The sequence below is a fragment of the Butyrivibrio proteoclasticus genome (genome assembly GCF_900115735.1).
GTDB lineage: Bacteria > Bacillota > Clostridia > Lachnospirales > Lachnospiraceae > Butyrivibrio > Butyrivibrio proteoclasticus_B.
Window position 1 is genome coordinate 12,944 of record NZ_FOXO01000002.1, and the last position, 19,501, is coordinate 32,444.

At 39.2% G+C, this 19,501-nt stretch carries 18 protein-coding genes; 15 read left to right on the forward strand and 3 right to left on the reverse strand.

Annotated elements, in window-relative coordinates; genetic code table 11:
- Positions 1 to 34: 34 nt before the first annotated feature.
- Complete coding sequence (locus BM146_RS01275; RefSeq protein WP_074883217.1) at positions 35 to 1,102, reverse strand: GGDEF domain-containing protein; 1,068 nt, start codon at positions 1,100 to 1,102, stop codon at positions 35 to 37.
- 209 nt (positions 1,103 to 1,311) lie between these two features.
- Complete coding sequence (locus tag BM146_RS01280; protein WP_074883220.1) at positions 1,312 to 1,752, reverse strand: hypothetical protein; 441 nt, start codon at positions 1,750 to 1,752, stop codon at positions 1,312 to 1,314.
- A gap of 586 nt (positions 1,753 to 2,338) precedes the next feature.
- Here BM146_RS01280 and BM146_RS01285 point away from each other — a divergent pair.
- The 12 genes from BM146_RS01285 (at position 2,339) to BM146_RS01340 (ending at position 15,185) form a co-directional block, all read left to right on the forward strand.
- Positions 2,339 to 2,623, forward strand: a complete 285-nt coding sequence (locus BM146_RS01285) for a co-chaperone GroES (protein WP_074883223.1) — start codon at positions 2,339 to 2,341, stop codon at positions 2,621 to 2,623.
- A gap of 64 nt (positions 2,624 to 2,687) precedes the next feature.
- Positions 2,688 to 4,313, forward strand: a complete 1,626-nt coding sequence (groL, locus tag BM146_RS01290; protein WP_074883226.1) for a chaperonin GroEL — start codon at positions 2,688 to 2,690, stop codon at positions 4,311 to 4,313.
- 488 nt (positions 4,314 to 4,801) lie between these two features.
- The gene (locus tag BM146_RS01295; RefSeq protein ID WP_074883229.1) at positions 4,802 to 5,251 is read left to right on the forward strand and encodes an NfeD family protein; all 450 of its coding nucleotides are present in this window, start codon (positions 4,802 to 4,804) and stop codon (positions 5,249 to 5,251) included.
- Position 5,252: 1 nt separating this feature from the next.
- Complete coding sequence (locus BM146_RS01300) at positions 5,253 to 6,149, forward strand: DUF362 domain-containing protein (protein ID WP_074883232.1); 897 nt, start codon at positions 5,253 to 5,255, stop codon at positions 6,147 to 6,149.
- Positions 6,150 to 6,200: 51 nt separating this feature from the next.
- Positions 6,201 to 7,112 (forward strand): SPFH domain-containing protein, encoded by a 912-nt coding sequence (locus tag BM146_RS01305; RefSeq protein ID WP_177201560.1) that lies wholly within the window; start codon positions 6,201 to 6,203, stop codon positions 7,110 to 7,112.
- 138 nt (positions 7,113 to 7,250) lie between these two features.
- On the forward strand, positions 7,251 to 8,699 hold the full coding sequence (locus BM146_RS01310) for an aminotransferase class I/II-fold pyridoxal phosphate-dependent enzyme (protein WP_074883238.1): 1,449 nt from the start codon (positions 7,251 to 7,253) through the stop codon (positions 8,697 to 8,699).
- Positions 8,700 to 8,745: 46 nt separating this feature from the next.
- Positions 8,746 to 9,609 (forward strand): polyamine aminopropyltransferase, encoded by an 864-nt coding sequence (gene speE, locus BM146_RS01315; RefSeq protein WP_074883821.1) that lies wholly within the window; start codon positions 8,746 to 8,748, stop codon positions 9,607 to 9,609.
- 55 nt (positions 9,610 to 9,664) lie between these two features.
- The gene (locus tag BM146_RS01320; protein ID WP_074883241.1) at positions 9,665 to 10,927 is read left to right on the forward strand and encodes a saccharopine dehydrogenase family protein; all 1,263 of its coding nucleotides are present in this window, start codon (positions 9,665 to 9,667) and stop codon (positions 10,925 to 10,927) included.
- 42 nt (positions 10,928 to 10,969) lie between these two features.
- The gene (nspC, locus tag BM146_RS01325; RefSeq protein WP_074883244.1) at positions 10,970 to 12,157 is read left to right on the forward strand and encodes a carboxynorspermidine decarboxylase; all 1,188 of its coding nucleotides are present in this window, start codon (positions 10,970 to 10,972) and stop codon (positions 12,155 to 12,157) included.
- A 26-nt stretch (positions 12,158 to 12,183) separates the two neighbouring features.
- A complete protein-coding gene (aguA, locus tag BM146_RS01330) occupies positions 12,184 to 13,413 on the forward strand; it encodes an agmatine deiminase (RefSeq protein ID WP_177201561.1) in 1,230 nt (409 codons plus the stop codon).
- Positions 13,414 to 13,436: 23 nt separating this feature from the next.
- Positions 13,437 to 14,336: an N-carbamoylputrescine amidase gene (gene aguB, locus BM146_RS01335; protein WP_083413364.1), complete on the forward strand. Its 900-nt coding sequence runs from the start codon at positions 13,437 to 13,439 to the stop codon at positions 14,334 to 14,336.
- 33 nt (positions 14,337 to 14,369) lie between these two features.
- A complete protein-coding gene (locus BM146_RS01340) occupies positions 14,370 to 15,185 on the forward strand; it encodes a hypothetical protein (RefSeq protein ID WP_074883248.1) in 816 nt (271 codons plus the stop codon).
- 59 nt (positions 15,186 to 15,244) lie between these two features.
- Here BM146_RS01340 and hslO read toward each other — a convergent pair whose 3' ends face one another.
- The gene (hslO, locus tag BM146_RS01345; protein WP_074883251.1) at positions 15,245 to 16,132 is read right to left on the reverse strand and encodes an Hsp33 family molecular chaperone HslO; all 888 of its coding nucleotides are present in this window, start codon (positions 16,130 to 16,132) and stop codon (positions 15,245 to 15,247) included.
- A gap of 195 nt (positions 16,133 to 16,327) precedes the next feature.
- Here hslO and BM146_RS01350 point away from each other — a divergent pair, with 195 nt between their 5' ends.
- From BM146_RS01350 to BM146_RS01360, 3 genes are all read left to right on the forward strand, one after another.
- On the forward strand, positions 16,328 to 18,049 hold the full coding sequence (locus tag BM146_RS01350) for a methyl-accepting chemotaxis protein (RefSeq protein WP_074883254.1): 1,722 nt from the start codon (positions 16,328 to 16,330) through the stop codon (positions 18,047 to 18,049).
- A 104-nt stretch (positions 18,050 to 18,153) separates the two neighbouring features.
- Positions 18,154 to 18,792, forward strand: a complete 639-nt coding sequence (locus BM146_RS01355) for a redox-sensing transcriptional repressor Rex (RefSeq protein WP_074883257.1) — start codon at positions 18,154 to 18,156, stop codon at positions 18,790 to 18,792.
- A complete protein-coding gene (locus BM146_RS01360; protein WP_242949317.1) occupies positions 18,776 to 19,468 on the forward strand; it encodes a hypothetical protein in 693 nt (230 codons plus the stop codon). The genes BM146_RS01355 and BM146_RS01360 overlap by 17 nt, the downstream gene beginning before the upstream one ends.
- Positions 19,469 to 19,501 lie beyond the last annotated feature (33 nt).

Sequence of the window (19,501 nt, forward strand, 5' to 3'; positions counted from 1 at the left end):
AAAATGAGAAATCATTTTTTTACAGCCATTTTCGTTATGCAGAAATAACAGTGTTTCTTCCGTGCTGTTTTGCAGAATAGAGCCTTGTATCAGCTTCTTTTAGCAAATCATATGGCGTCATGTCTTTAGTGTATGTAGCCGTACCGAAAGAAGAGGTAACTTTTATATCAACGCCTTCATAGGAGAAAACCTGATCAGATATTTCATCGCAAATGATGCTGATAGTATGACAAAAATCTTCGTAATTTAAATCTTTGTTTGCCAGAAGAAATTCTTCTCCGCCCCATCTTCCTGCGCATATTTCAGTGCGAGAGGATATCATTTTAGCTATTTCGGTCAAAACGTGATCACCCAATAGATGGCCATATTTGTCATTGATATTTTTGAAATGGTCAACGTCCATTATGGCGATGTTTTTGTAATTATCTTCGTATAATACTTTTTGAATGTGTTGTCTATTATAAAGGCCTGTAAGGTAATCTGTATTTGCCATTATATTAAGCTGTTTTGCATTTTGCTTAATGTTCACGCTGTAGATAGTGTTGTAAATAATAAGAACAGAAAAAGCGATGAGAGCATTTGTATAAAATAAAAAAGCGGAAATAGAATCAGAAGCCAGAAATCTTGTAGATAGGTAGCCATTTTCATGAAATCCATAAAGCGCTATAAAAGTTGCAATATATATGAATACAAGTATATTGGCTGAAAAACTCTGGACTTTTGAATAAAGTGGCATGAAATAAGGCGTTACAACTGAAAAGACACAAGGAAAAAGCCAAAGCCAAAAGCCACATTTATATCCCATGAAATATGTTGCCAGAACAATTTGAAAATAAATCTCAAAATGAGCAAGCCACACCATAATAATAGTATGTCCTGTGGCATTAAAGTAGTATTCAATCAGATAAATTCCTATGCTGACGAGATTGATGTAGATCATGGGAGTGCAATAGGAATATGCATAAATGCCCTCAAGAATAATGTGCATAAAAAGAAATGATGTTATTGTTTTATTAAATAACTCTTTATCTTCAAAATCATATTGTGTTTTTTCTCTCTTTATATAATTTGCAAGAAAAAAATTGTTGTATGAATTATCCATTTTATTACCCACATTATAATAACTTTTTGTCTTTAAACAGATATATTATATTTGTTCGAAAGAAATTGTCTAGTTCAATATAGTAAACAACTAAAGAATTTGAAAGAAATTAGCAAAAAAAAGCCCTGAAAATATCATTTTCAGAGCTTTAATGTCATAATTTAATTATTTTTTTATATTGCTGCAAATATGACAGCTGAAGAATTCTGCTATATTGTCGTATCCATTGCCACAGATGTATCAGCTGCAGTAGTCTTGTTTGCATCCTTGTCATAACTCTTTAGCTGATCATCAAGCCATGAAGATTTGTATTTTGCGTATTTGTCAGCGGTGACGGTTGATTCAGAAGACGTGGAAGATTCGCTTTTTGAGCTGGTTGTTGTTTTGCCTTTTCCCAAACCGTCGATGAAATCAGATTTAGAAGTAGTCTTTTTTGAACTGATGTTTGATGAAGTAGATTCAGTAGCAACAGCGGTTGAGCCTGTTTCGCGATATGCATTAAGAGCGTTCTGATTGCCAACTTTTTTCACATACGACTTCATAAGTGAGCCATAAGCACCACTTTTAATACTGGAGTAATCAGTAAGAAGACTAGTCATATCATTTACATAATTATATGAGCCAGAAAGGCTGCTGAATATATTTGCCATTTGCACACCTCCTTGATAAGAATGCTTCCTTAAGGCCTCCATGCCATAAGTATGACTTCTTGAACTGAATTCCAGAAATCCGCATATACTGCGGATTTCGTGAGAATATGAGTGAAGAGTCAACCAAGCCTCATCGACGAAGTCGATTTAAATTGGCTTGGTTGATGCATTCTTGAATTGTTGATTCAAGAATGCATAATATTACGCATATTATTAAGGATATTATCACAGAAAAGTGGCACAGTTACAATTTCTTTCAAATTAAATTAGTATAAAAAAATATTAAAGTATTTTTTTTATTCCTCATTGAATGTAAATATTTGTTTTCAACACTTCGGCAATATGTTGAATGATCCCATAAATAGTAGGCTTAAACATGCTCAAAAGAAACAAAATATAGAAAAAGCAAGAAAAAAAGAGAAATGAAGAGATAAAAGGAGTATAGAGTAAAAAATAGAGCTTTTTACAGCTTGCGCAAGTCAAATTAAACTACTAATATATGTTCTTAGAGATTAGCACTCGAATCAAACGAGTGCTAACAACTAATTAAATAATAATCACATATTATATAAAGGAGGCATTTACAATGAAGTTAGAACCACTTTCAGACAGAGTTGTTTTAAAGCAGCTTGAGGCAGAAGAAACCACAAAGTCAGGTATCGTTCTTCCCGGAGCAGAAAAAGAAAAGCCACAGCAGGCAGAGGTTATTGCAGTAGGTCCTGGCGGAATCGTTGATGGCAAGGAAGTTAAAATGCAGGTTAAGGTAGGTGACAATGTCATCTATTCTAAGTATTCAGGAACAGAAGTTAAGCTTGATGATGTGACATACATCATTGTTAAGCAGAATGATATTCTTGCAATCATTAAGTAATCCAGAGACTTTTTAAGTCGTATGTTTCGAATTCAGCAAATATAATATTTTGGAGGAAAACAAAATGGCTAAGACAATTAAGTACGGCGCAGACGCTCGCACAGCTATGGTAGAAGGCGTTAATAAGCTTGCAGATACAGTTAGAGTAACAATTGGACCTAAGGGAAGAAACGTAGTTCTTGATAAGAGCTATGGTGCACCTACAATCACAAACGATGGTGTTACAATTGCCAAAGAGATCGAGCTTGAGGATGCATATGAGAACATGGGCGCTCAGCTCGTAAAAGAAGTAGCTACAAAGACTAATGATGTAGCAGGTGATGGTACAACAACAGCTACAGTTCTTGCACAGGCTATGATCAATGAAGGTGTTAAGAACCTTGCTGCAGGTGCTAACCCAATAGTTCTTCGTAAAGGTATGAAGAAGGCAACAGATGCAGCTGTTGAGTCTATCAGCAAGATGGCAACTAAGGTTAAAGGAAAAGAGCAGATCATGAGAGTTGCTGCTGTATCATCAGGAGATGATGAAGTAGGTCAGATGATCGCTGATGCAATGGAAAAGGTTTCTAATGATGGTGTTATCACAATCGAAGAGTCCAAGACAATGCAGACAGAGCTTGACCTTGTAGAAGGTATGCAGTTCGACAGAGGCTATATCTCAGCTTACATGGCTACAGATATGGACAAGATGGAAGCTACATTAGAAGATCCATATATTCTTATTACAGACAAGAAGATTTCTAATATCCAGGATATCCTTCCTCTTCTTGAGCAGATCGTTAAGACAGGTTCTAAGCTCCTTATCATCGCTGAGGATGTTGACGGCGAGGCTCTTACAACTCTTATCGTTAATAAGCTCCGTGGAACATTCAATGTAGTAGCTGTTAAGGCACCTGGATATGGCGATCGTAGAAAGGCTATGCTTGAAGATATCGCTATCCTTACAGGTGGTAAGGTTATTTCTTCTGATCTCGGTCTTGAGCTTAAGGATACAACAATGGATGATCTTGGTAGAGCAAAGAGCATCAAGGTAGAAAAAGAGAAGACAACAATCGTAGATGGTCTTGGAAATAAGGATGACATTAAAGCAAGAGTATCTCAGATCAAGAAGCAGATTGAAGATACAACATCTGATTTCGATAAGGAAAAACTTCAGGAGAGACTTGCTAAGCTTGCTGGTGGTGTTGCAGTTATCAGAGTTGGTGCTGCTACAGAGACAGAGATGAAGGAAGCTAAGTATAGAATGGAAGATGCTCTTAATGCTACAAGAGCAGCTGTTGAAGAAGGTATCATCTTTGGTGGTGGTAGCGCATATATTCATGCTTCTAAGGAAGTTGCTAAACTTGCTGATTCACTTGAAGGTGATGAGAAGACAGGTGCAAAGGTAGTTCTTAAAGCACTTGAAGCTCCTCTTTTCCATATTGCCAACAATGCAGGTCTTGACGGATCAGTTATCGTTAACAAGGTTAAAGAGTCTAAGCAGGGTATCGGCTTCAACGCATACACAGAAGAATATGTAGATATGGTTAAGGATGGAATCATCGATCCTGCCAAGGTTACAAGATCAGCTCTTCAGAATGCTACATCTGTAGCATCAAGCTTCCTTACAACAGAAGCAGCTGTAGCTACAGTTAAAGAACCAGTTCCTCCAATGCCAGCAGGCGGCGCAGGAATGGGCGGAATGATGTAAGCGATAACGAACCAAGCTCCAATACATAATCAAAACCGCTTTAGCGGTAACAATAGAGAAAACCACGGAACCAAGTTTACTTGGTGTTCCGTGGTTTTTCTATTGTTATATGTGCGATAGCACATTATGATTATGTATTGGAGCTTGGCGACAACGGACGACAGGGAAATTGCGAAGCAATTTCGCTGTATAAGCGATAAACCGCCTCGCCAACAAAGTTTGGCGACTGGGATGCTGCACTAAATTCGGTAAAACCTCATTAAGTGCCCACCCATGGCTCGTACTAAGCTCGAAAAAACCTCGCTAAGTACTCTGCACAAACGGACGACAGGGAAATTGCGAAGCAATTTCGCTGTATGAGCGATAAACCGCCTCGCCAACTTATCTCAATCTTTGCAAAAAACATCCCTGTATTTTGCATATTTATTGTATATAAAACCATTAAAAATCTGCTATACTCATCTTATAAAACATAAAGGAGGGGAGTTATGGATATATCTATGCAAATTGTCTGGCTTATAGCAGCGGTTGTTTTTGGTGTGCTAGAGCTTGTTACAACTAGCCTTACAAGCATATGGTTTGTGTTTGGAGCAGTTGTTTCTATGATTGCCGCACTATTTAGTGCTCCAATGCTGATTCAAATTATTATCTTTATTATTGTATCTGCGGTTTCCCTTTGGTTTACAAGACCTTTAGCAATGAAATATTTGAATAGTAGAACAGTTAAGACTAATGTTGATTCACTTGTTGGAAGAATACTTATTGCTAAGACTGAAATAGATAACCTGAAGATGAGTGGGAAGGCAGATCTTGATGGATCAACGTGGATTGCAGTAAGCAGTGATGATTCAATCATTGCTGCGGGCGAAGAGATTGAAGTGGTAAAAGTTGAAGGAGCTAAGCTCATAGTTAAGAAAAAGGAAGCAGGAGGTAAATGATATGGGTTCAGTATCAAAAGTGTATTTTACCAGGAATATAACTCCTGAGCAGGTTGTTAAGATGTATGATACTCTTGGCAAAAAGCTTACCGGTAAGATTGCTGTTAAGGTCCATTCCGGTGAAGATGGCAATCAGAACTATTTAAAGCCTGAGTTTTGGAAACCTATGGTTGAGCATGTAGGTGGTACCGTTGTTGAGTGCAACACAGCTTATGATGGCGAACGTAACAGCACCGAGAAACATGTAAAACTTATAAAAAAACATGGTTGGAATGATTTCTTTGTGGTTGATCTAATGGATGCAGAGGGGCCGGATGCTATACTACCTATCACTCATGCAAACCATTTAAAAAATGATATTGTTGGTAAGAATCTTCTTAATTATGATTCGATGCTCGTTTTGTCGCATTTTAAGGGACATCCAATGGGCGGATATGGTGGAGCATTAAAACAGCTTTCTATAGGCTGCGCATCTACTGCCGGAAAAGTAAATATTCATTCAGGTGGAAAGCTTACAAAGACTGATGAACAGGCTATTGTCTGGGATAATCATGCTGCCCAGGATGATTTTCTTGAGTCTATGGCCGAGGCTGCATCTGCAGTTGTGGAGCATTTTAAAGGAAATATGGTATTTGTTAATGTAATGAAGAATATGTCGGTTGACTGTGACTGTTGTGCAGTTGCTGAAGATCCTTATATGGCTGATGTTGGAATCCTCATTTCTACTGATCCCATCGCTATTGACAGGGCTTGCATGGATCTTGTTTATCAATCAGACGATCCGGGAAAAGAGCATTTCCTTGAGAGAGTACAAACGAGAAATGGAGAACATACTATTGATGCTGCTGCAGAAATGGGATTTGGCGTAAAAGAGTATGAGCTCATTTCTATAGATTAAAATAATAAAAAGTTGGGGCATGTTTTTTTAAACATGACAAAAGGAGGAAAAATGGTAGCAGCAATTATTTTAGTCGTTCTTATTATCGCGCTTATCGCAACTAATATCAGAGTTGTTCCGCAGGCGCATTCTTTCGTAATTGAAAGGCTTGGAGCATATAAGGAGACATGGGATGTTGGACTTCATATCAAAGTTCCATTTATCGACAGAGTTGCTCGTCAGGTTGATTTAAAAGAGCAGTATTGTGATTTCCCACCTCAGCCTGTTATTACACAGGACAACGTAACAATGCAGATTGATTCAATTGTCTTCTTTAGAATTTCAGATCCTATGGCCTATGCTTATGGCGTAAGAAATCCTATCGGGGCTATTGAAAATCTTACAGCAACAACTCTTCGTAATGTTATCGGATCACTTACACTTGATGAAACGCTTACTTCCCGTGATCAGATTAATGCGCAGATGCAGGATGCACTTGATATTGCAACAGATCCTTGGGGGATAAAGATCACAAGAGTAGAGCTTAAGAACATCAATCCACCAGAGCAGATCAGAGATGCGATGGAGAAACAGATGAAGGCTGAACGTGAGAAGAGAGAGAAGATTCTTTTTGCTGAAGGTGAAAAGCAGTCTCAGATCACAGTTGCAGAAGGTGAGAAACAGAGTAAGATTCTTCAGGCAGAAGCTGATAAGCAGGCTACAATCCTTAGAGCTGAAGCTGAGAAGGAAAAGAAGATCAGAGAAGCTGAGGGTCAGGCAGAAGCTATTAGAAATATTCAGAAGGCTAATGCAGACGGAATCAGTATGCTTAAGTCCGCAGGAGCAGATGAATCAGTTCTTACACTTAAGAGTCTTGAGGCGTTTGAAAAGGCTGCAGACGGCCAGGCTACAAAGATCATTGTACCTTCAAATATTCAAGGACTGGCAGGACTTGCAGGCTCTCTAAAAGAAATTGTGAAATAATTTAAAAAATATAGCGAAAATCGGCATTATATAGTATTATTACATTACTGTGTAATTTGATAAAACAAGGGGTTGTACGTTCCTTTGGAACGTGCTACTCCTTTTCGCATGTTTAAGATATTTTGGGAGGGTATGTAGTTGGATCTTGAGAGGCAGAAAAGAGCGCCTATATACGAAGCGCTTGAGAGATTTAGAAAGCAGCGTGTGGTTCCATTTGATGTTCCGGGACACAAAAGGGGAAGAGGAAACGCTGAGCTGGTTAGTTTTCTTGGTGAGAGGTGCGTTGGAATCGATGTAAACTCCATGAAACCTCTGGATAATCTTTGTCATCCGGTATCTGTTATTAAGGAAGCCGAAGAGCTTATGGCTGACGCATTCGGCGCTGCACATGCATTTATGATGGTTAATGGGACTACAAGCGCAGTTCAGGCAATGGTTCTTTCTAATGTGAAAATGGGCGAAAAAATAATCATGCCCAGAAACGTTCACAAAAGCGCGATCAATGCCCTTATACTTTGTGGTGCAGTTCCTGTATATATTGATCCTAAGGTTGATACTAAACTCGGTATTCCTTTGGGAATGGAAATAGCAGATGTTAAAAGAGCTGTAAAAGAGAATCCTGATGCAAAGGCAATTCTTATCAATAACCCTTCTTATTATGGAATTTGCTCAGACCTTAAGGCAATTGTAGAATTGGCACATGAAAATGGCATGAAGGCTCTTGTAGATGAAGCTCATGGAACACATCTATATTTTGGCCCCGGACTTCCTCTGAATGCAATGGCTGCAGGTGCTGATATGGCGGCCATCAGTATGCATAAGTCAGGTGGTAGCCTTACGCAGAGTTCTATTCTTTTATGCGGAAAGGATGCTAATATAGGATATATAAGCCGAATAGTTAATCTGACTCAGACTACAAGTGCCAGCTACCTTCTTCTTGGAAGTCTTGATATTTCCAGAAGAAACCTTGCACTAAACGGATACAATAGCTTTGAAAAAGTAACAAAGATGGCTCAGTATGCAAGAGAAGAGATCAATGATATTGGTGGCTATTATGCATATGGGAACGAGCTTAAAAACGGCGGAAGTATTTTTGATTTTGATGAGACTAAACTGGTTGTAAATACGAGAAGCATAGGACTTACCGGTATTGAGGTTTACGACCTTTTAAGAGATGAGTATGACATTCAGATGGAATTTGGGGATCTTTCCAATGTCATGGCATATATTTCAATAGGTGACAGACTGCAGGATATTGAGCGTCTTGCCGGAGCTTTGGCAGATATAAGACGTCTTTATGCTAAAACAGAACAGAGCTTCTTCTCTGCAGAGTATGTAACTCCTATTGTTAAGGCAACTCCTCAGGAAGCATTCTATGCAGAAAAAGAGCAGCTTCCAATCGACAACTGCGTTGGCAGGATAAGCGCAGAGTCTGTTATGTGTTACCCGCCGGGAATCCCAATTCTTTCTCCGGGAGAAGTAATAACAGCAGATATTTTGGATTATATTAAGACAGCAAGAGAAAAGGGATGCTCAATGCAGGGACCTGAAAGTGAAGATATATCTGAACTTTTTGTGCTGAAATAACCTTTTGATAAGAACTGAAGTATATAGGAGGAAAATCATGGCCGAAATGGATTATTGGTTTAGTGATATGCATACAGGCAATGTCAAAATAAGCATAAGACTTGCCAAGCAGCTTTTTTCAGGAACAAGTGAGTTTCAGAGAATTGATGTTTTTGATTCTCCGGAGTTCGGTAAATTCCTGACCTCAGATGGAAATATTATCTTTTCAGAGAAGGATGAGTTTACTTATGACGAGATGATCGTTCATGTGCCTATGGCAGTTCATCCTAAAGTCCAGAGAGTCCTTGTACTTGGTGGAGGAGACGGCGGTGTTGCCAGAGAGCTTTGCCATTATGATGAGATAAAGGTTATAGATGTAGTTGAGCCAGACAACATGTTTGTGGATGTTTGCAAGCAGTATTTCCCTGACAATGCTATAGGTCTTGAGGATGACAGAGTTCATATTTTCTATCAGGATGGCCTTAAATATCTCAGAAAATGTGAGGACATGTATGACCTCATAATAAATGATGCCACAGAGCCTTTGGGACATGAGGCAGGTCTTTTCACAAAAGAGTTTTATGGAAGCTGCTACAAGGCGCTTCATGATGATGGAATCATGGTTTATCAGCACGGAAGTCCTTTCTATGATGAGGATGAGGAAAGCTGCAGAGCCATGCATAGAAAGGCTTACAGAGTATTCCCTATAAACAGAGTTTATCAGGCGCACATTCCTACATGTCCTGCTGGATACTGGCTCTTTGGATTTGCCAGCAAAAAATATCATCCTCTAAAGGATTTTAATCCTGACAGATGGGATGAAAGAGGTATTAAGACCTGGTACTATACAACTCACTTACATAAGGGAGCCTTCATGCTTCCCAAATATGTAGAGGATCTTCTTCAGGAAGAAGAGGATATGAGCAGGTAAATTTGATTTTATTATTTTTTTGTGATTTCAAGCGAAGAAAACGGAGGATATATAGATGAGTAGATTATTGGTTATCGGATGTGGCGGTGTTGCACAGGTTGCAATCCAGAAATGTTGCCAGAACAGCAAGGTGTTCACAGAGATGTGCCTTGCCAGCAGAACTGTTTCTAAATGTGATGCTCTTAAGGAAAAAATTGAGAAGCAGGGTACAAGTGTAAAGATTACTACAGCAACTGTAAATGCTGATGATGTTAATGATGTTATAAAACTTATTAAGGAGTACAAGCCTGAAGCGGTGCTCAATGTTGCACTTCCTTATCAGGATCTTGTTATCATGGATGCCTGCCTTGAGTGCAAGGTTGATTACATTGATACAGCAAACTATGAGCCTGAGGATACAGACGAGCCTGTATGGCGTGCTGCATATGAGAAGAGATGTAAGGAAAAGGGCTTTACAGCTTACTTTGATTACAGCTACCAGTGGGCTTATATGGACAAGTTCAAAGAAGCCGGAATCACAGGACTTCTTGGAACTGGCTTTGACCCAGGTGTAACAAGTGTATTTACAGCATATGCTAAAAAGCATTATTTTGATGAGATTCACACTATTGATATTTTGGACTGCAACGGCGGTGATCATGGCTATGCTTTTGCTACAAACTTCAATCCTGAGATCAACCTTCGTGAAGTAAGTGCAAACGGAAGCTATTGGGAGGATGGTCACTGGGTTGAGACAAAGCCTATGGAGATCAAGAGAGTATACGACTTCCCACAGGTTGGACAGAAAGACATGTATCTTCTTCACCATGAAGAGATAGAGGCTCTTGGTAAGAACTTCCCTGAGGTTAAGAGAATTCGTTTCTTTATGACATTTGGCCAGAGCTATCTTGACCATATGCGTTGCCTTGAGGATGTAGGAATGCTTTCAACAAGCCCCATCAATTTCGAAGGAAAAGAGATTGTGCCTATTCAGTTCCTTAAAGCTCTTTTACCTGATCCTGCAAGCCTTGGACCAAGAACAGTCGGAAAGACTAACATTGGATGTATATTCCGCGGTGTTAAGGATGGAAAAGAGAGAACAATCTATATTTACAATGTATGTGATCATCAAGATTGCTACAAGGAACTTGGCAGCCAGGCAATCAGCTATACAACGGGTGTTCCTGCCATGATCGGAACTGCACTTGTTCTTAGCGGTCAGTGGAAGAAGCCTGGCGTATATACAACTGATGAGTTTGATCCTGATCCATATATGGATATGCTGGGTGAATTTGGTCTTCCATGGGTTGTTGATGAAAATCCACAGCTTGTTGACTGATATAAGATTAATAATTTTTAGTTGCATTGATGAGGGGGAATTATGAATCTATCTGAAATACGTACGCCGGCGTATGTTATTGATGAAAAGAAATTACGCGAGAATCTTGAAATTCTTGAAAGAGTACAAAGAGAGTCAGGGGCTAAAATACTCCTGGCTCAAAAAGCGTACTCTATCTATCAGACGTATCCATTGATATCAAAATATTTAACAGGCGCGACTGCTTCAGGACTTTTTGAGGCAAGGCTTGCTCACGAAGAGATGCATGGTGAGAACCATGTTTTTGAACCTGCATTTGGCGATGAGGAGATGAATGAGTTATGTGATATTTGTGATCATATTGTCTTTAATTCTCTTAATCAGCTAGAGCATCATAGACCAGTGTGGGAGAAAAGAGTCATTGATGGAAAACTCTCTGTCGGTCTTAGGATAAACCCTGAGTTTAGTACTCAGGATGGAAATGATATCTATGATCCCTGTGCAAAAGGCTCTAGACTTGGTATAAGGTTAAAGGATATGCCTGAAAGTCTTCCGGCGGGGGTTGAGGGGTTTCATTTCCATACTCTGTGTGAGCAGGGGTTTGAACCTTTAGAGACCACATTTTTAAAGGTGGAGGAAGAATTTAAGAGATTCTTTCCAAATCCGGCACAGGAAAATCTTGAGGGATTTGATGAAGATACACGAGGTAAGATCAAATGGATCAATCTTGGTGGAGGTCATCATATAACAAGGGAAGATTACGATGTTGACGGCCTTATCAGACTTGTAAAAAGAATCAGACAGACCTATGGTATTGAGGTTTATCTTGAGCCGGGTGAGGCAATTGCTCTTGATGCCGGATATCTTGTGACCACAGTCATGGATATTGTAGAAACTGATAGAATTCCTGTCCTTATTCTTGATACTTCTGCAGCATGTCATATGCCTGATGTTTTGGAAATGCCATACAGACCACCTCTTAAAGATGGTGAGGAGCCTGGCGAGATGAATTATACATACAGATTATCTTCCAGAACCTGCCTTGCAGGTGATGTTATCGGAGACTATAGCTTTGAGACCGAAAAGAACATTGGAGACAGGCTTGTATTTGAAGATATGGCAATATACAGCATGGTTAAAAACAATACATTTAACGGAATGCCACTTCCTGATATAGATATTCTTCATGAGGATGGAAGTGTCGACATTATTAGAAGATTTGGCTATGAAGATTTCAAGTGCAGACTTTGATTTTTATCAACAGGCAGGAATTTGTAATGGAAATAATTAGTAATAGAAAGCCTTGTGAAGATGCTTTCTTTATGCCGGCAGAGTACGATGCCCATGAAGGAACGCTTATGATATATCCGGTTCGCCCGGGAAGTTGGGGTAAGGATAGAAAAGGCGCTTTAAACAGTTTTAAAAAGATATTTATAGAGATTATTAAAAGGGAAAGCTTATTTCTTCTGGTAGATGAGGAGCATTTCAAAGAAGCAGAGAACCTCATTTATGGAGCGATAAATGAGTACTGCGATGAGCTTAAGGTCTCAGGAAAATATAATGAAGTCTTTGAAAAATATATTGGTGCTTATGGTGACGATGAGCTGATCCTTGAGGATATTCTTGAAGAGAGATGCTTTATTTTGAAAATTGACTCAGATGATTCCTGGGCAAGAGATGTAGGTCCTACTTTTATTGTTAATAAAAGTAAGGATTTACGCGGAATTAATTGGAAGTTTAATGCCTGGGGCGGTGAATTTGATGGCCTTTACGCTTCATGGGATAAGGATGATGCTGTAGCTGTGGCTTTTTGCAAGGCCCTAGATGTGGACATGTATGATGCAGCACCTTTTGTTTTAGAAGGTGGTTCAATACATACTGACGGAGAAGGCACTTTGATGGTTACAGAGAGTTGTCTTTTAAGTCAGGGAAGAAATCCTTCCATGAGCAGGGAACAGATTGAAAACACCTTAAAAGAGTACCTTGGCGTTTCAAAAGTTCTTTGGCTTCCAAGAGGAATCTACAATGACGAGACTAATGAACATGTAGATAATGTTTGCGCTTTTATTGCACCTTCAGAAGTAGTACTTGCATGGACTGACGATGAAAATGATCCTCAGTATGAGCTTTCTAAAGCTTGTCTTGATTATCTGGAAAAAGAAACGGATGCTAAGGGAAGAAAGATAAAGGTTCATAAGCTGCCTATCCCTAAGCATGCTGTATTGGTAACATCTTCAGACCTTCAAAACTATGAGTTTGAAGAGGGCGAAGATATGAGAGATGAAGGGGAGCGTCTTGCGGCCAGCTATGTGAATTTTTACTTTATAAACGGAGCAGCTCTTGTTCCTCAGTTCGGTGATGATAATGATGAGAGCGATAAGAAAGCTTTGGAAATACTAAAAAAGATCTGCCCTGATAGGGAGATAATCGGTATTCCTGCCAGAGATATTCTTTTAGGCGGCGGAAATATTCATTGTATTACACAACAGGTTCCTGCCAGGAAATAAGTAAAAAGGAATGCGGTAAAAATATGGTTAATAAGATAAAGGTTGCCTGTGTTCAGTTTGCCTGCGGTGCAGTTTCAGCAAGTGATGAGGAACAGGTAAAAAGAAACATAGAGAAAGCAGGGCAGCTTACAAGAGAAGCTGCAGCAAATGGCGCAAAGATAATTCTTTTGTCAGAGCTTTTTGAGAGAAAGTATTTCTGTCAGGAGAGGCGCTATGACTATTATGAGCTTGCAAAGCCTGTAATGGAGAATCCTGCAGTTATTTACTTTAAGGAGCTTTGCAAAGAACTTAAGGTTGTTATGCCTATAAGCATTTTTGAAAAAGATGGCAATGTTTTTTATAATTCGGTAGCAATGATAGATGCGGACGGAGAGGTTTTGGATGTGTACCGCAAAACTCATATACCCGATGACCATTACTATCAGGAAAAATTCTACTTCACTCCCGGAAATACAGGCTTTAAGGTGTTTGAGACTGTATATGGAAATGTTGGAGTTGGAATATGCTGGGATCAATGGTTCCCCGAAACAGCAAGATGCCTTGCGTTAAAAGGTGCTGATATTATACTTTATCCTACTGCCATTGGCTCAGAACCTATATTGGAAGTTGACAGTTCGGGGCATTGGATGAGAACAATGCAGGGGCATTCTGCAGCTAATATTATTCCTGTGGCGGCTGCCAACAGAATAGGAAGAGAGGATGTTGAACCGACAGAAGAAAATGGCGGACAAAAATCAAGTCTTACTTTTTATGGATGCAGCTTTTTGACTGATGAAACAGGGGATATTGTTTCAAGGGCAGGTCGCGATACAGAAGAAATAATATATGCAGAGTATGATTTTGAAGAAAATAGAAAAATGAGAGCTTCCTGGGGACTTTTTAGAGACAGAAGACCCGAGTGTTATAAAACTATTACAGACTAATAAATAACTTGTTATGAATTGTTGGGGGAAATTATGACAGTTGATGCTTACTTGAATCCGAATTTTACTATAACAAAGAAACTGATTTTTTTATTATTATCATTTGCAGGGATGCTTGTTTGCGGTCTTGGCATATTCATCTATTCAAAAATATATGCCCGGAAATATCCATCAGATAAAAGAGAAGAGTATCTCAGCATAGATTTTGAGATAAGACTTCAGAAATTTTTTGAGATGCTCATTGCAGGAACAGCCGTAATGTCTTTTTCCTGCGCGTATGTGATCATCAATCATGTATACGGTCTTGTTGCCTCAGGAAAGGCAACAAATCTTACGAGAATTGAGCGGTATCTTACAAGTACCTGGGCAGATGGTAAAGATTTTATCCTACTGTTTCTGATTCTTTTTTCATGTGTCATAAATACAGTGCTTGATGGCTTTATTATAAGGCTAAAGATCCTGACAAGTGAAGAAAAAGCAACAATGCGTATGCTGGCGATGTTCTATGTTATTCTGATACTTATGTATTTAAACAACATAGGCGATGAAAGTGAATATGGTCCTGTAATGATGTATTATTTTGGTCTTATGATAGGACGTTTTGTTTACTTTGATGCTTCTTTCAAGGATTTTGTAACAAACATAAAAAACGTTATCATAAACCTTCCATACATGCTTATTGATATAGCGCTCACAGGACTTTTGTGCTATATAGGTTTTGTATCGGGGTACTTCCTTGAAAGGAACTACTATATTGTAGGCCTGTTTCATACACAGATATTTATTCTTGCCTGTACTTTTATTGTTTACCATGCAATGCGTCTGTTATACTTTAATAAAAAGCATTGATATTGATATAAAAAAGCCTCTTCCGCAATGGAAGGGGCTTTTGCTATAAAGAAAAGAGTTTATTTTGCTTTTTCTTTGATGGCCTTGAGGTCGTCTACTGAGAATGTGTAGGCTTTATTGCAGAAGTGGCAGCGAAGCTCAACATCCTTGCCATCGTCTATCATTTCCTGAATTTCCTTTTTGCCGATGAGCATGAGAGCTCTTTCTACTCGGTCTTTGTCGCAGTTGCAATAAAAGTTAAGATCAACCTTGTCTGTAAATTCAATATCAAAGCCATCGAGAACAATTTTTAGGAGTTCTTCAGGTGTCTTGCCGGCTTTTAAGATATCTGTGACTGATGAAAACTTCTGAAGATTGAATTCAAGGTGAGTGATAGTCTGTTCATCAGCAAAAGGAAGCAGCTGAATGATAAAACCACCTGCTGCTATAACTGAGAGACTTTCTCTTTCTACAAGAACACCAAGTCCAACAGAAGAAGGAGTCTGTTCGGACTTTGTAAAATAGTATGTGAGGTCTTCGGCAACTTCACCGGAATAGAGGGGAACCTGACCAACATAAGGCTCTTTGAGCCCCATATCTCTTATTACAGTAAGAGTTCCTTCGCCAATACCTCCGCCAACATTTAAGTGCCCGGATGCATTGGGCTCCATGATAACATATGGATTAACTGCGTATCCCTTTACATTACCGTGCCTGTCTGCTGTGGCAAGAACTCCTTTTAAAGGACCATCGCCGTCCATTTTTACGGTGATAAGGTCATCGTCGTTATCCATCATTGTTCCCATCATAGCGGTACCTGTCATGAGTCTGCCAAGAGCAGCAGCTGCTATTGGGGAGAGATTATGCGCTTTCCTTGCATATTCTGCCAAATCTCTGGTAGTTGCTGCAAAAGCTCTTATCTGTGCATTTCCTGCTGTTGCACGTACCATGTAATCTTTATATGACATAAGTTTATACCTCATCTTTCAAGTATTAAGCTTTTCCATGATAATTTATTTTACTGGATATGTAAACAGTAAAGCTTAATCAAAATTTAATAAAAATAATATCGATATTACAGGAATTATAATTCGGTTTGCAATATAATAATAAATAGTAGTCAGTATTTTATATATTAGTGTTCGATGAAGCAGGAGGGATAAATGGAAGTCAAAGAAAGAAATGGTAAGCTTGTCTTAAAGCTCATTATTGCAGCAGTGCTGGCTATTATTTTTGTGGCAACTGTTTTGACTATTATAAGTGGTATTGAGATTAACAGAATATATAGTGATATGGTTCAGGAAGAACTCAGGGTTGCTGCTGAACAGCTTAACAGTGAAATGAGCAATGTCTGGGATGGCGATTGGAGCCTACGTGATGGTAACCTGTATAAGGGCGATGAAAATATCATGGAAGAATATAATGAGATCGTGGAAGAAATGAAATCTCTTACCGGAATCGAATATTCTGTTTTCTATGGCAAGACAAGACAAATCACAACCCTTCTTGATGGCAACGGGAATAAAGCTGTAGGTTATGATGTATCTGATGCTGTATATAATCAGGTTGTTGGGAATAAGTCAGAATATTATGCAAAGAGTATTCCGGCAGGGACCAATGAACATTATTATTTGTACTACCTTCCGCTCATGAATGATGACGGTACAGCCATCGGTATGGTATTTGCAGGAAGAGAGAGCGATTCAGTAGATGGCAAGGTCAGAGGTATCATTATCACGATGACCGTTATTTCAATCATTCTTGCTCTTGCTACTTCAGCAGTTGGTTATTTTGTAGCGAATACTGTATCGGTCAAGATGAAAGCAATTGCAGATGAACTTGGAAAGCTTTCAAGAGGTGAACTAAAGCTTAATATTGACGAGAAATCTTTACAGAGAACTGATGAGATAGGTCTTTTGGCTGATGGGGCAAAGACACTTAGCGATAAGCTTGGTGATGTCATTACAAGAACCATGGACATGTCCAATGAGCTTAAAAAATCAGGCGCGGAGCTTGCAGATTCTGCTAATCAGGCGTCAACAGCTTCAGGTCAGGTGAGTCAGGCTGTGGACGATATTTCAAAGGGCGCTGTAAATCAGGCTGAGAGCGTTGAAACGGCCGCCGGAAACACCCAGGATATCGGCAGAGATATTGATGAAGTTTCAGAGAATGTTGAACAGCTCAATTCTTATTCAGAACAGATGAAGGCTTCCTGTGAGGCGGCAATGGAAGCTCTTACCAAGTTGATAGATCAAAGCAGAGAGGTTCAGGACTCTGTGAAGGATATTGGAGCAACTATAGATTCTACAAATGAATCGGCAAAAGAAATATCGAAGTTTTCAGAGGCTATCACTGAAATTGCCAGCCAGACAAATCTATTGTCGCTCAATGCTTCTATTGAAGCAGCAAGAGCTGGCGATGCCGGGAAAGGTTTTGCAGTAGTTGCAACTGAGATTGGAAAGCTTGCAGTGCAAAGTAGCAATAGTGCTGAAGAAATAAAGAAGATTGTTGAAAAACTTGTGGCTGATTCAGAGGCTTCCGTAGAAGTAATGCAGAGACTCAACAGCAGCTTTGAGCAACAATCTGAGCAACTTGATGATACAAAGTCGAACATGCAGAGCATGGCTGAAAATGTTGACAATGTGGCAGACAGTACAGGAAATATTGCAGGCTATGTTGATCAGCTTAATTCAGCTAAGGATAAGCTTGTTGCAATTATATCTGACCTTTCGGCTATTTCTCAGGAAAATGCTGCATCTACTGAAGAGACAAATGCCTCTATGCAGGAACTGAATGCAACCTTCGCTATTATTACGGAATCAGCTGATAAGCTCCAGAAACTTGCAACAAATATGTCCGATGTAATTAGCTATTTTAAGCCATAACAGGCCGCTTTTTCAATTGACATATATTTAACGTGTGGCTATAATAAATTGTAGAATTATTAACAAACACACATATATATATATGTATTAGATAGGAGCAGCATATGGCAGAAAAAGAGATTTCTCAAGCGGTTATCGCTAGACTTCCGAGATATTTCAGATACTTGGGAGACCTTAAGGAGAAAGGCGTTGAGAGAATTTCTTCTCAAGATCTTTCAGGCATCATGAAGGTTACTGCTTCTCAGATAAGACAGGACTTTAATAATTTTGGCGGCTTTGGGCAACAAGGATATGGGTATAATGTGAGTTACCTCTATGAAGAAATAAGTAAGATTCTTGGTATCGATAAACAGCACAGCCTTGTGATTATTGGTGCAGGTCATCTGGGAAAAGCAATAGCAGGTTATACCAATTTTACCAGAAGAGGCTTTGTGTTCAAGGGGGCATTCGATTGCAATCCTGCGCTTTATGGAACTAAGATACGTGACGTAGAAGTAAGACCTATAGAGGAAATGGAACAGTTTGTAAAGGATAACAAAATTGAGATAGCGGTTTTGACTATTCCTAAAGATCAGGCAGTTCCGATGGCTCATAAACTGGCACAGTGCGGAATCAAGGCTATATGGAATTTTGCCCATGTCGATCTTGAAGTTCCTGACAATATTCAGGTAGAAAATGTACATTTATCTGACAGTTTAATGAAATTGTCATATAATATAAATAGGTATGAAAATAATTTTTGACGGTGAGAGACTGATGGCAAAGAGTGATGAAGTGTATATGTCTGCTCTTGAAGGGAAAAGAGTTCCCATACTGACGCTGGATAATAAATGGCATCAGCTTTTTACGCAGACAGATATGACACCTGAAATAGAACAACTTGCAGATCAACTTAATGCGCTAGTTAGACGTGATGGTCAAATCCGAAGTGAGACCAAAGATATCAAGAAGCTTAAGAAAAAGCTGCTTGGTGAAATTGTGCCGCTTAGAGATATGGCTAATATGACAGGTGATTCTTCGACCATTGAAAAAGAAATTCAGGATAGAACCAGGCTTATAAATGATTGCAATGAGAGACTGGACTCGCATCAGGGCGAGCTTCTTGATCTATCCAGACAGATTTATGATATTGATTATAAGTTGATGATTGAGACTATGAAGGTTTGCTATGAGAGACTTCATGAGAATACCGACTATATCAAGACCATGGATGAGTGGATATCCAAGGTTAGGGTAGAGCTGAAGAAAAATGTTATACGTCTGCAGGAAACTGAGATGGAGAATTACAATCTATATACGTATATGCATCAGATTTTTGGACCGGAGGTTATAGAGATTTTTGACATGAAGTATGATCCGGACAGAAGACATCCAATAAGACGACCTCTAGCAGGTGATGAGTCGGAATATGTTGAATAAGAATCAGGCTGCCTAAGGGCAGCCTGTTTTGGT

What these genes read in the sequence shown, in the direction of transcription:
- nspC (WP_074883244.1), top strand. Translation starts at nt 10,970, where the DNA reads ATGAATCTATCTGAAATACGTACGCCGGCGTATGTTATTGATGAAAAG.
- hslO (WP_074883251.1), bottom strand. Translation starts at nt 16,132, where the DNA reads ATGTCATATAAAGATTACATGGTACGTGCAACAGCAGGAAATGCACAG.
- BM146_RS01340 (WP_074883248.1), top strand. Translation starts at nt 14,370, where the DNA reads ATGACAGTTGATGCTTACTTGAATCCGAATTTTACTATAACAAAGAAA.
- groL (WP_074883226.1), top strand. Translation starts at nt 2,688, where the DNA reads ATGGCTAAGACAATTAAGTACGGCGCAGACGCTCGCACAGCTATGGTA.
- BM146_RS01275 (WP_074883217.1), bottom strand. Translation starts at nt 1,102, where the DNA reads ATGGATAATTCATACAACAATTTTTTTCTTGCAAATTATATAAAGAGA.
- speE (WP_074883821.1), top strand. Translation starts at nt 8,746, where the DNA reads ATGGATTATTGGTTTAGTGATATGCATACAGGCAATGTCAAAATAAGC.
- BM146_RS01280 (WP_074883220.1), bottom strand. Translation starts at nt 1,752, where the DNA reads ATGGCAAATATATTCAGCAGCCTTTCTGGCTCATATAATTATGTAAAT.
- BM146_RS01285 (WP_074883223.1), top strand. Translation starts at nt 2,339, where the DNA reads ATGAAGTTAGAACCACTTTCAGACAGAGTTGTTTTAAAGCAGCTTGAG.
- BM146_RS01320 (WP_074883241.1), top strand. Translation starts at nt 9,665, where the DNA reads ATGAGTAGATTATTGGTTATCGGATGTGGCGGTGTTGCACAGGTTGCA.
- BM146_RS01355 (WP_074883257.1), top strand. Translation starts at nt 18,154, where the DNA reads ATGGCAGAAAAAGAGATTTCTCAAGCGGTTATCGCTAGACTTCCGAGA.
- BM146_RS01305 (WP_177201560.1), top strand. Translation starts at nt 6,201, where the DNA reads ATGGTAGCAGCAATTATTTTAGTCGTTCTTATTATCGCGCTTATCGCA.
- BM146_RS01360 (WP_242949317.1), top strand. Translation starts at nt 18,776, where the DNA reads ATGAAAATAATTTTTGACGGTGAGAGACTGATGGCAAAGAGTGATGAA.
- BM146_RS01300 (WP_074883232.1), top strand. Translation starts at nt 5,253, where the DNA reads ATGGGTTCAGTATCAAAAGTGTATTTTACCAGGAATATAACTCCTGAG.
- aguA (WP_177201561.1), top strand. Translation starts at nt 12,184, where the DNA reads ATGGAAATAATTAGTAATAGAAAGCCTTGTGAAGATGCTTTCTTTATG.
- BM146_RS01295 (WP_074883229.1), top strand. Translation starts at nt 4,802, where the DNA reads ATGGATATATCTATGCAAATTGTCTGGCTTATAGCAGCGGTTGTTTTT.
- aguB (WP_083413364.1), top strand. Translation starts at nt 13,437, where the DNA reads ATGGTTAATAAGATAAAGGTTGCCTGTGTTCAGTTTGCCTGCGGTGCA.
- BM146_RS01350 (WP_074883254.1), top strand. Translation starts at nt 16,328, where the DNA reads ATGGAAGTCAAAGAAAGAAATGGTAAGCTTGTCTTAAAGCTCATTATT.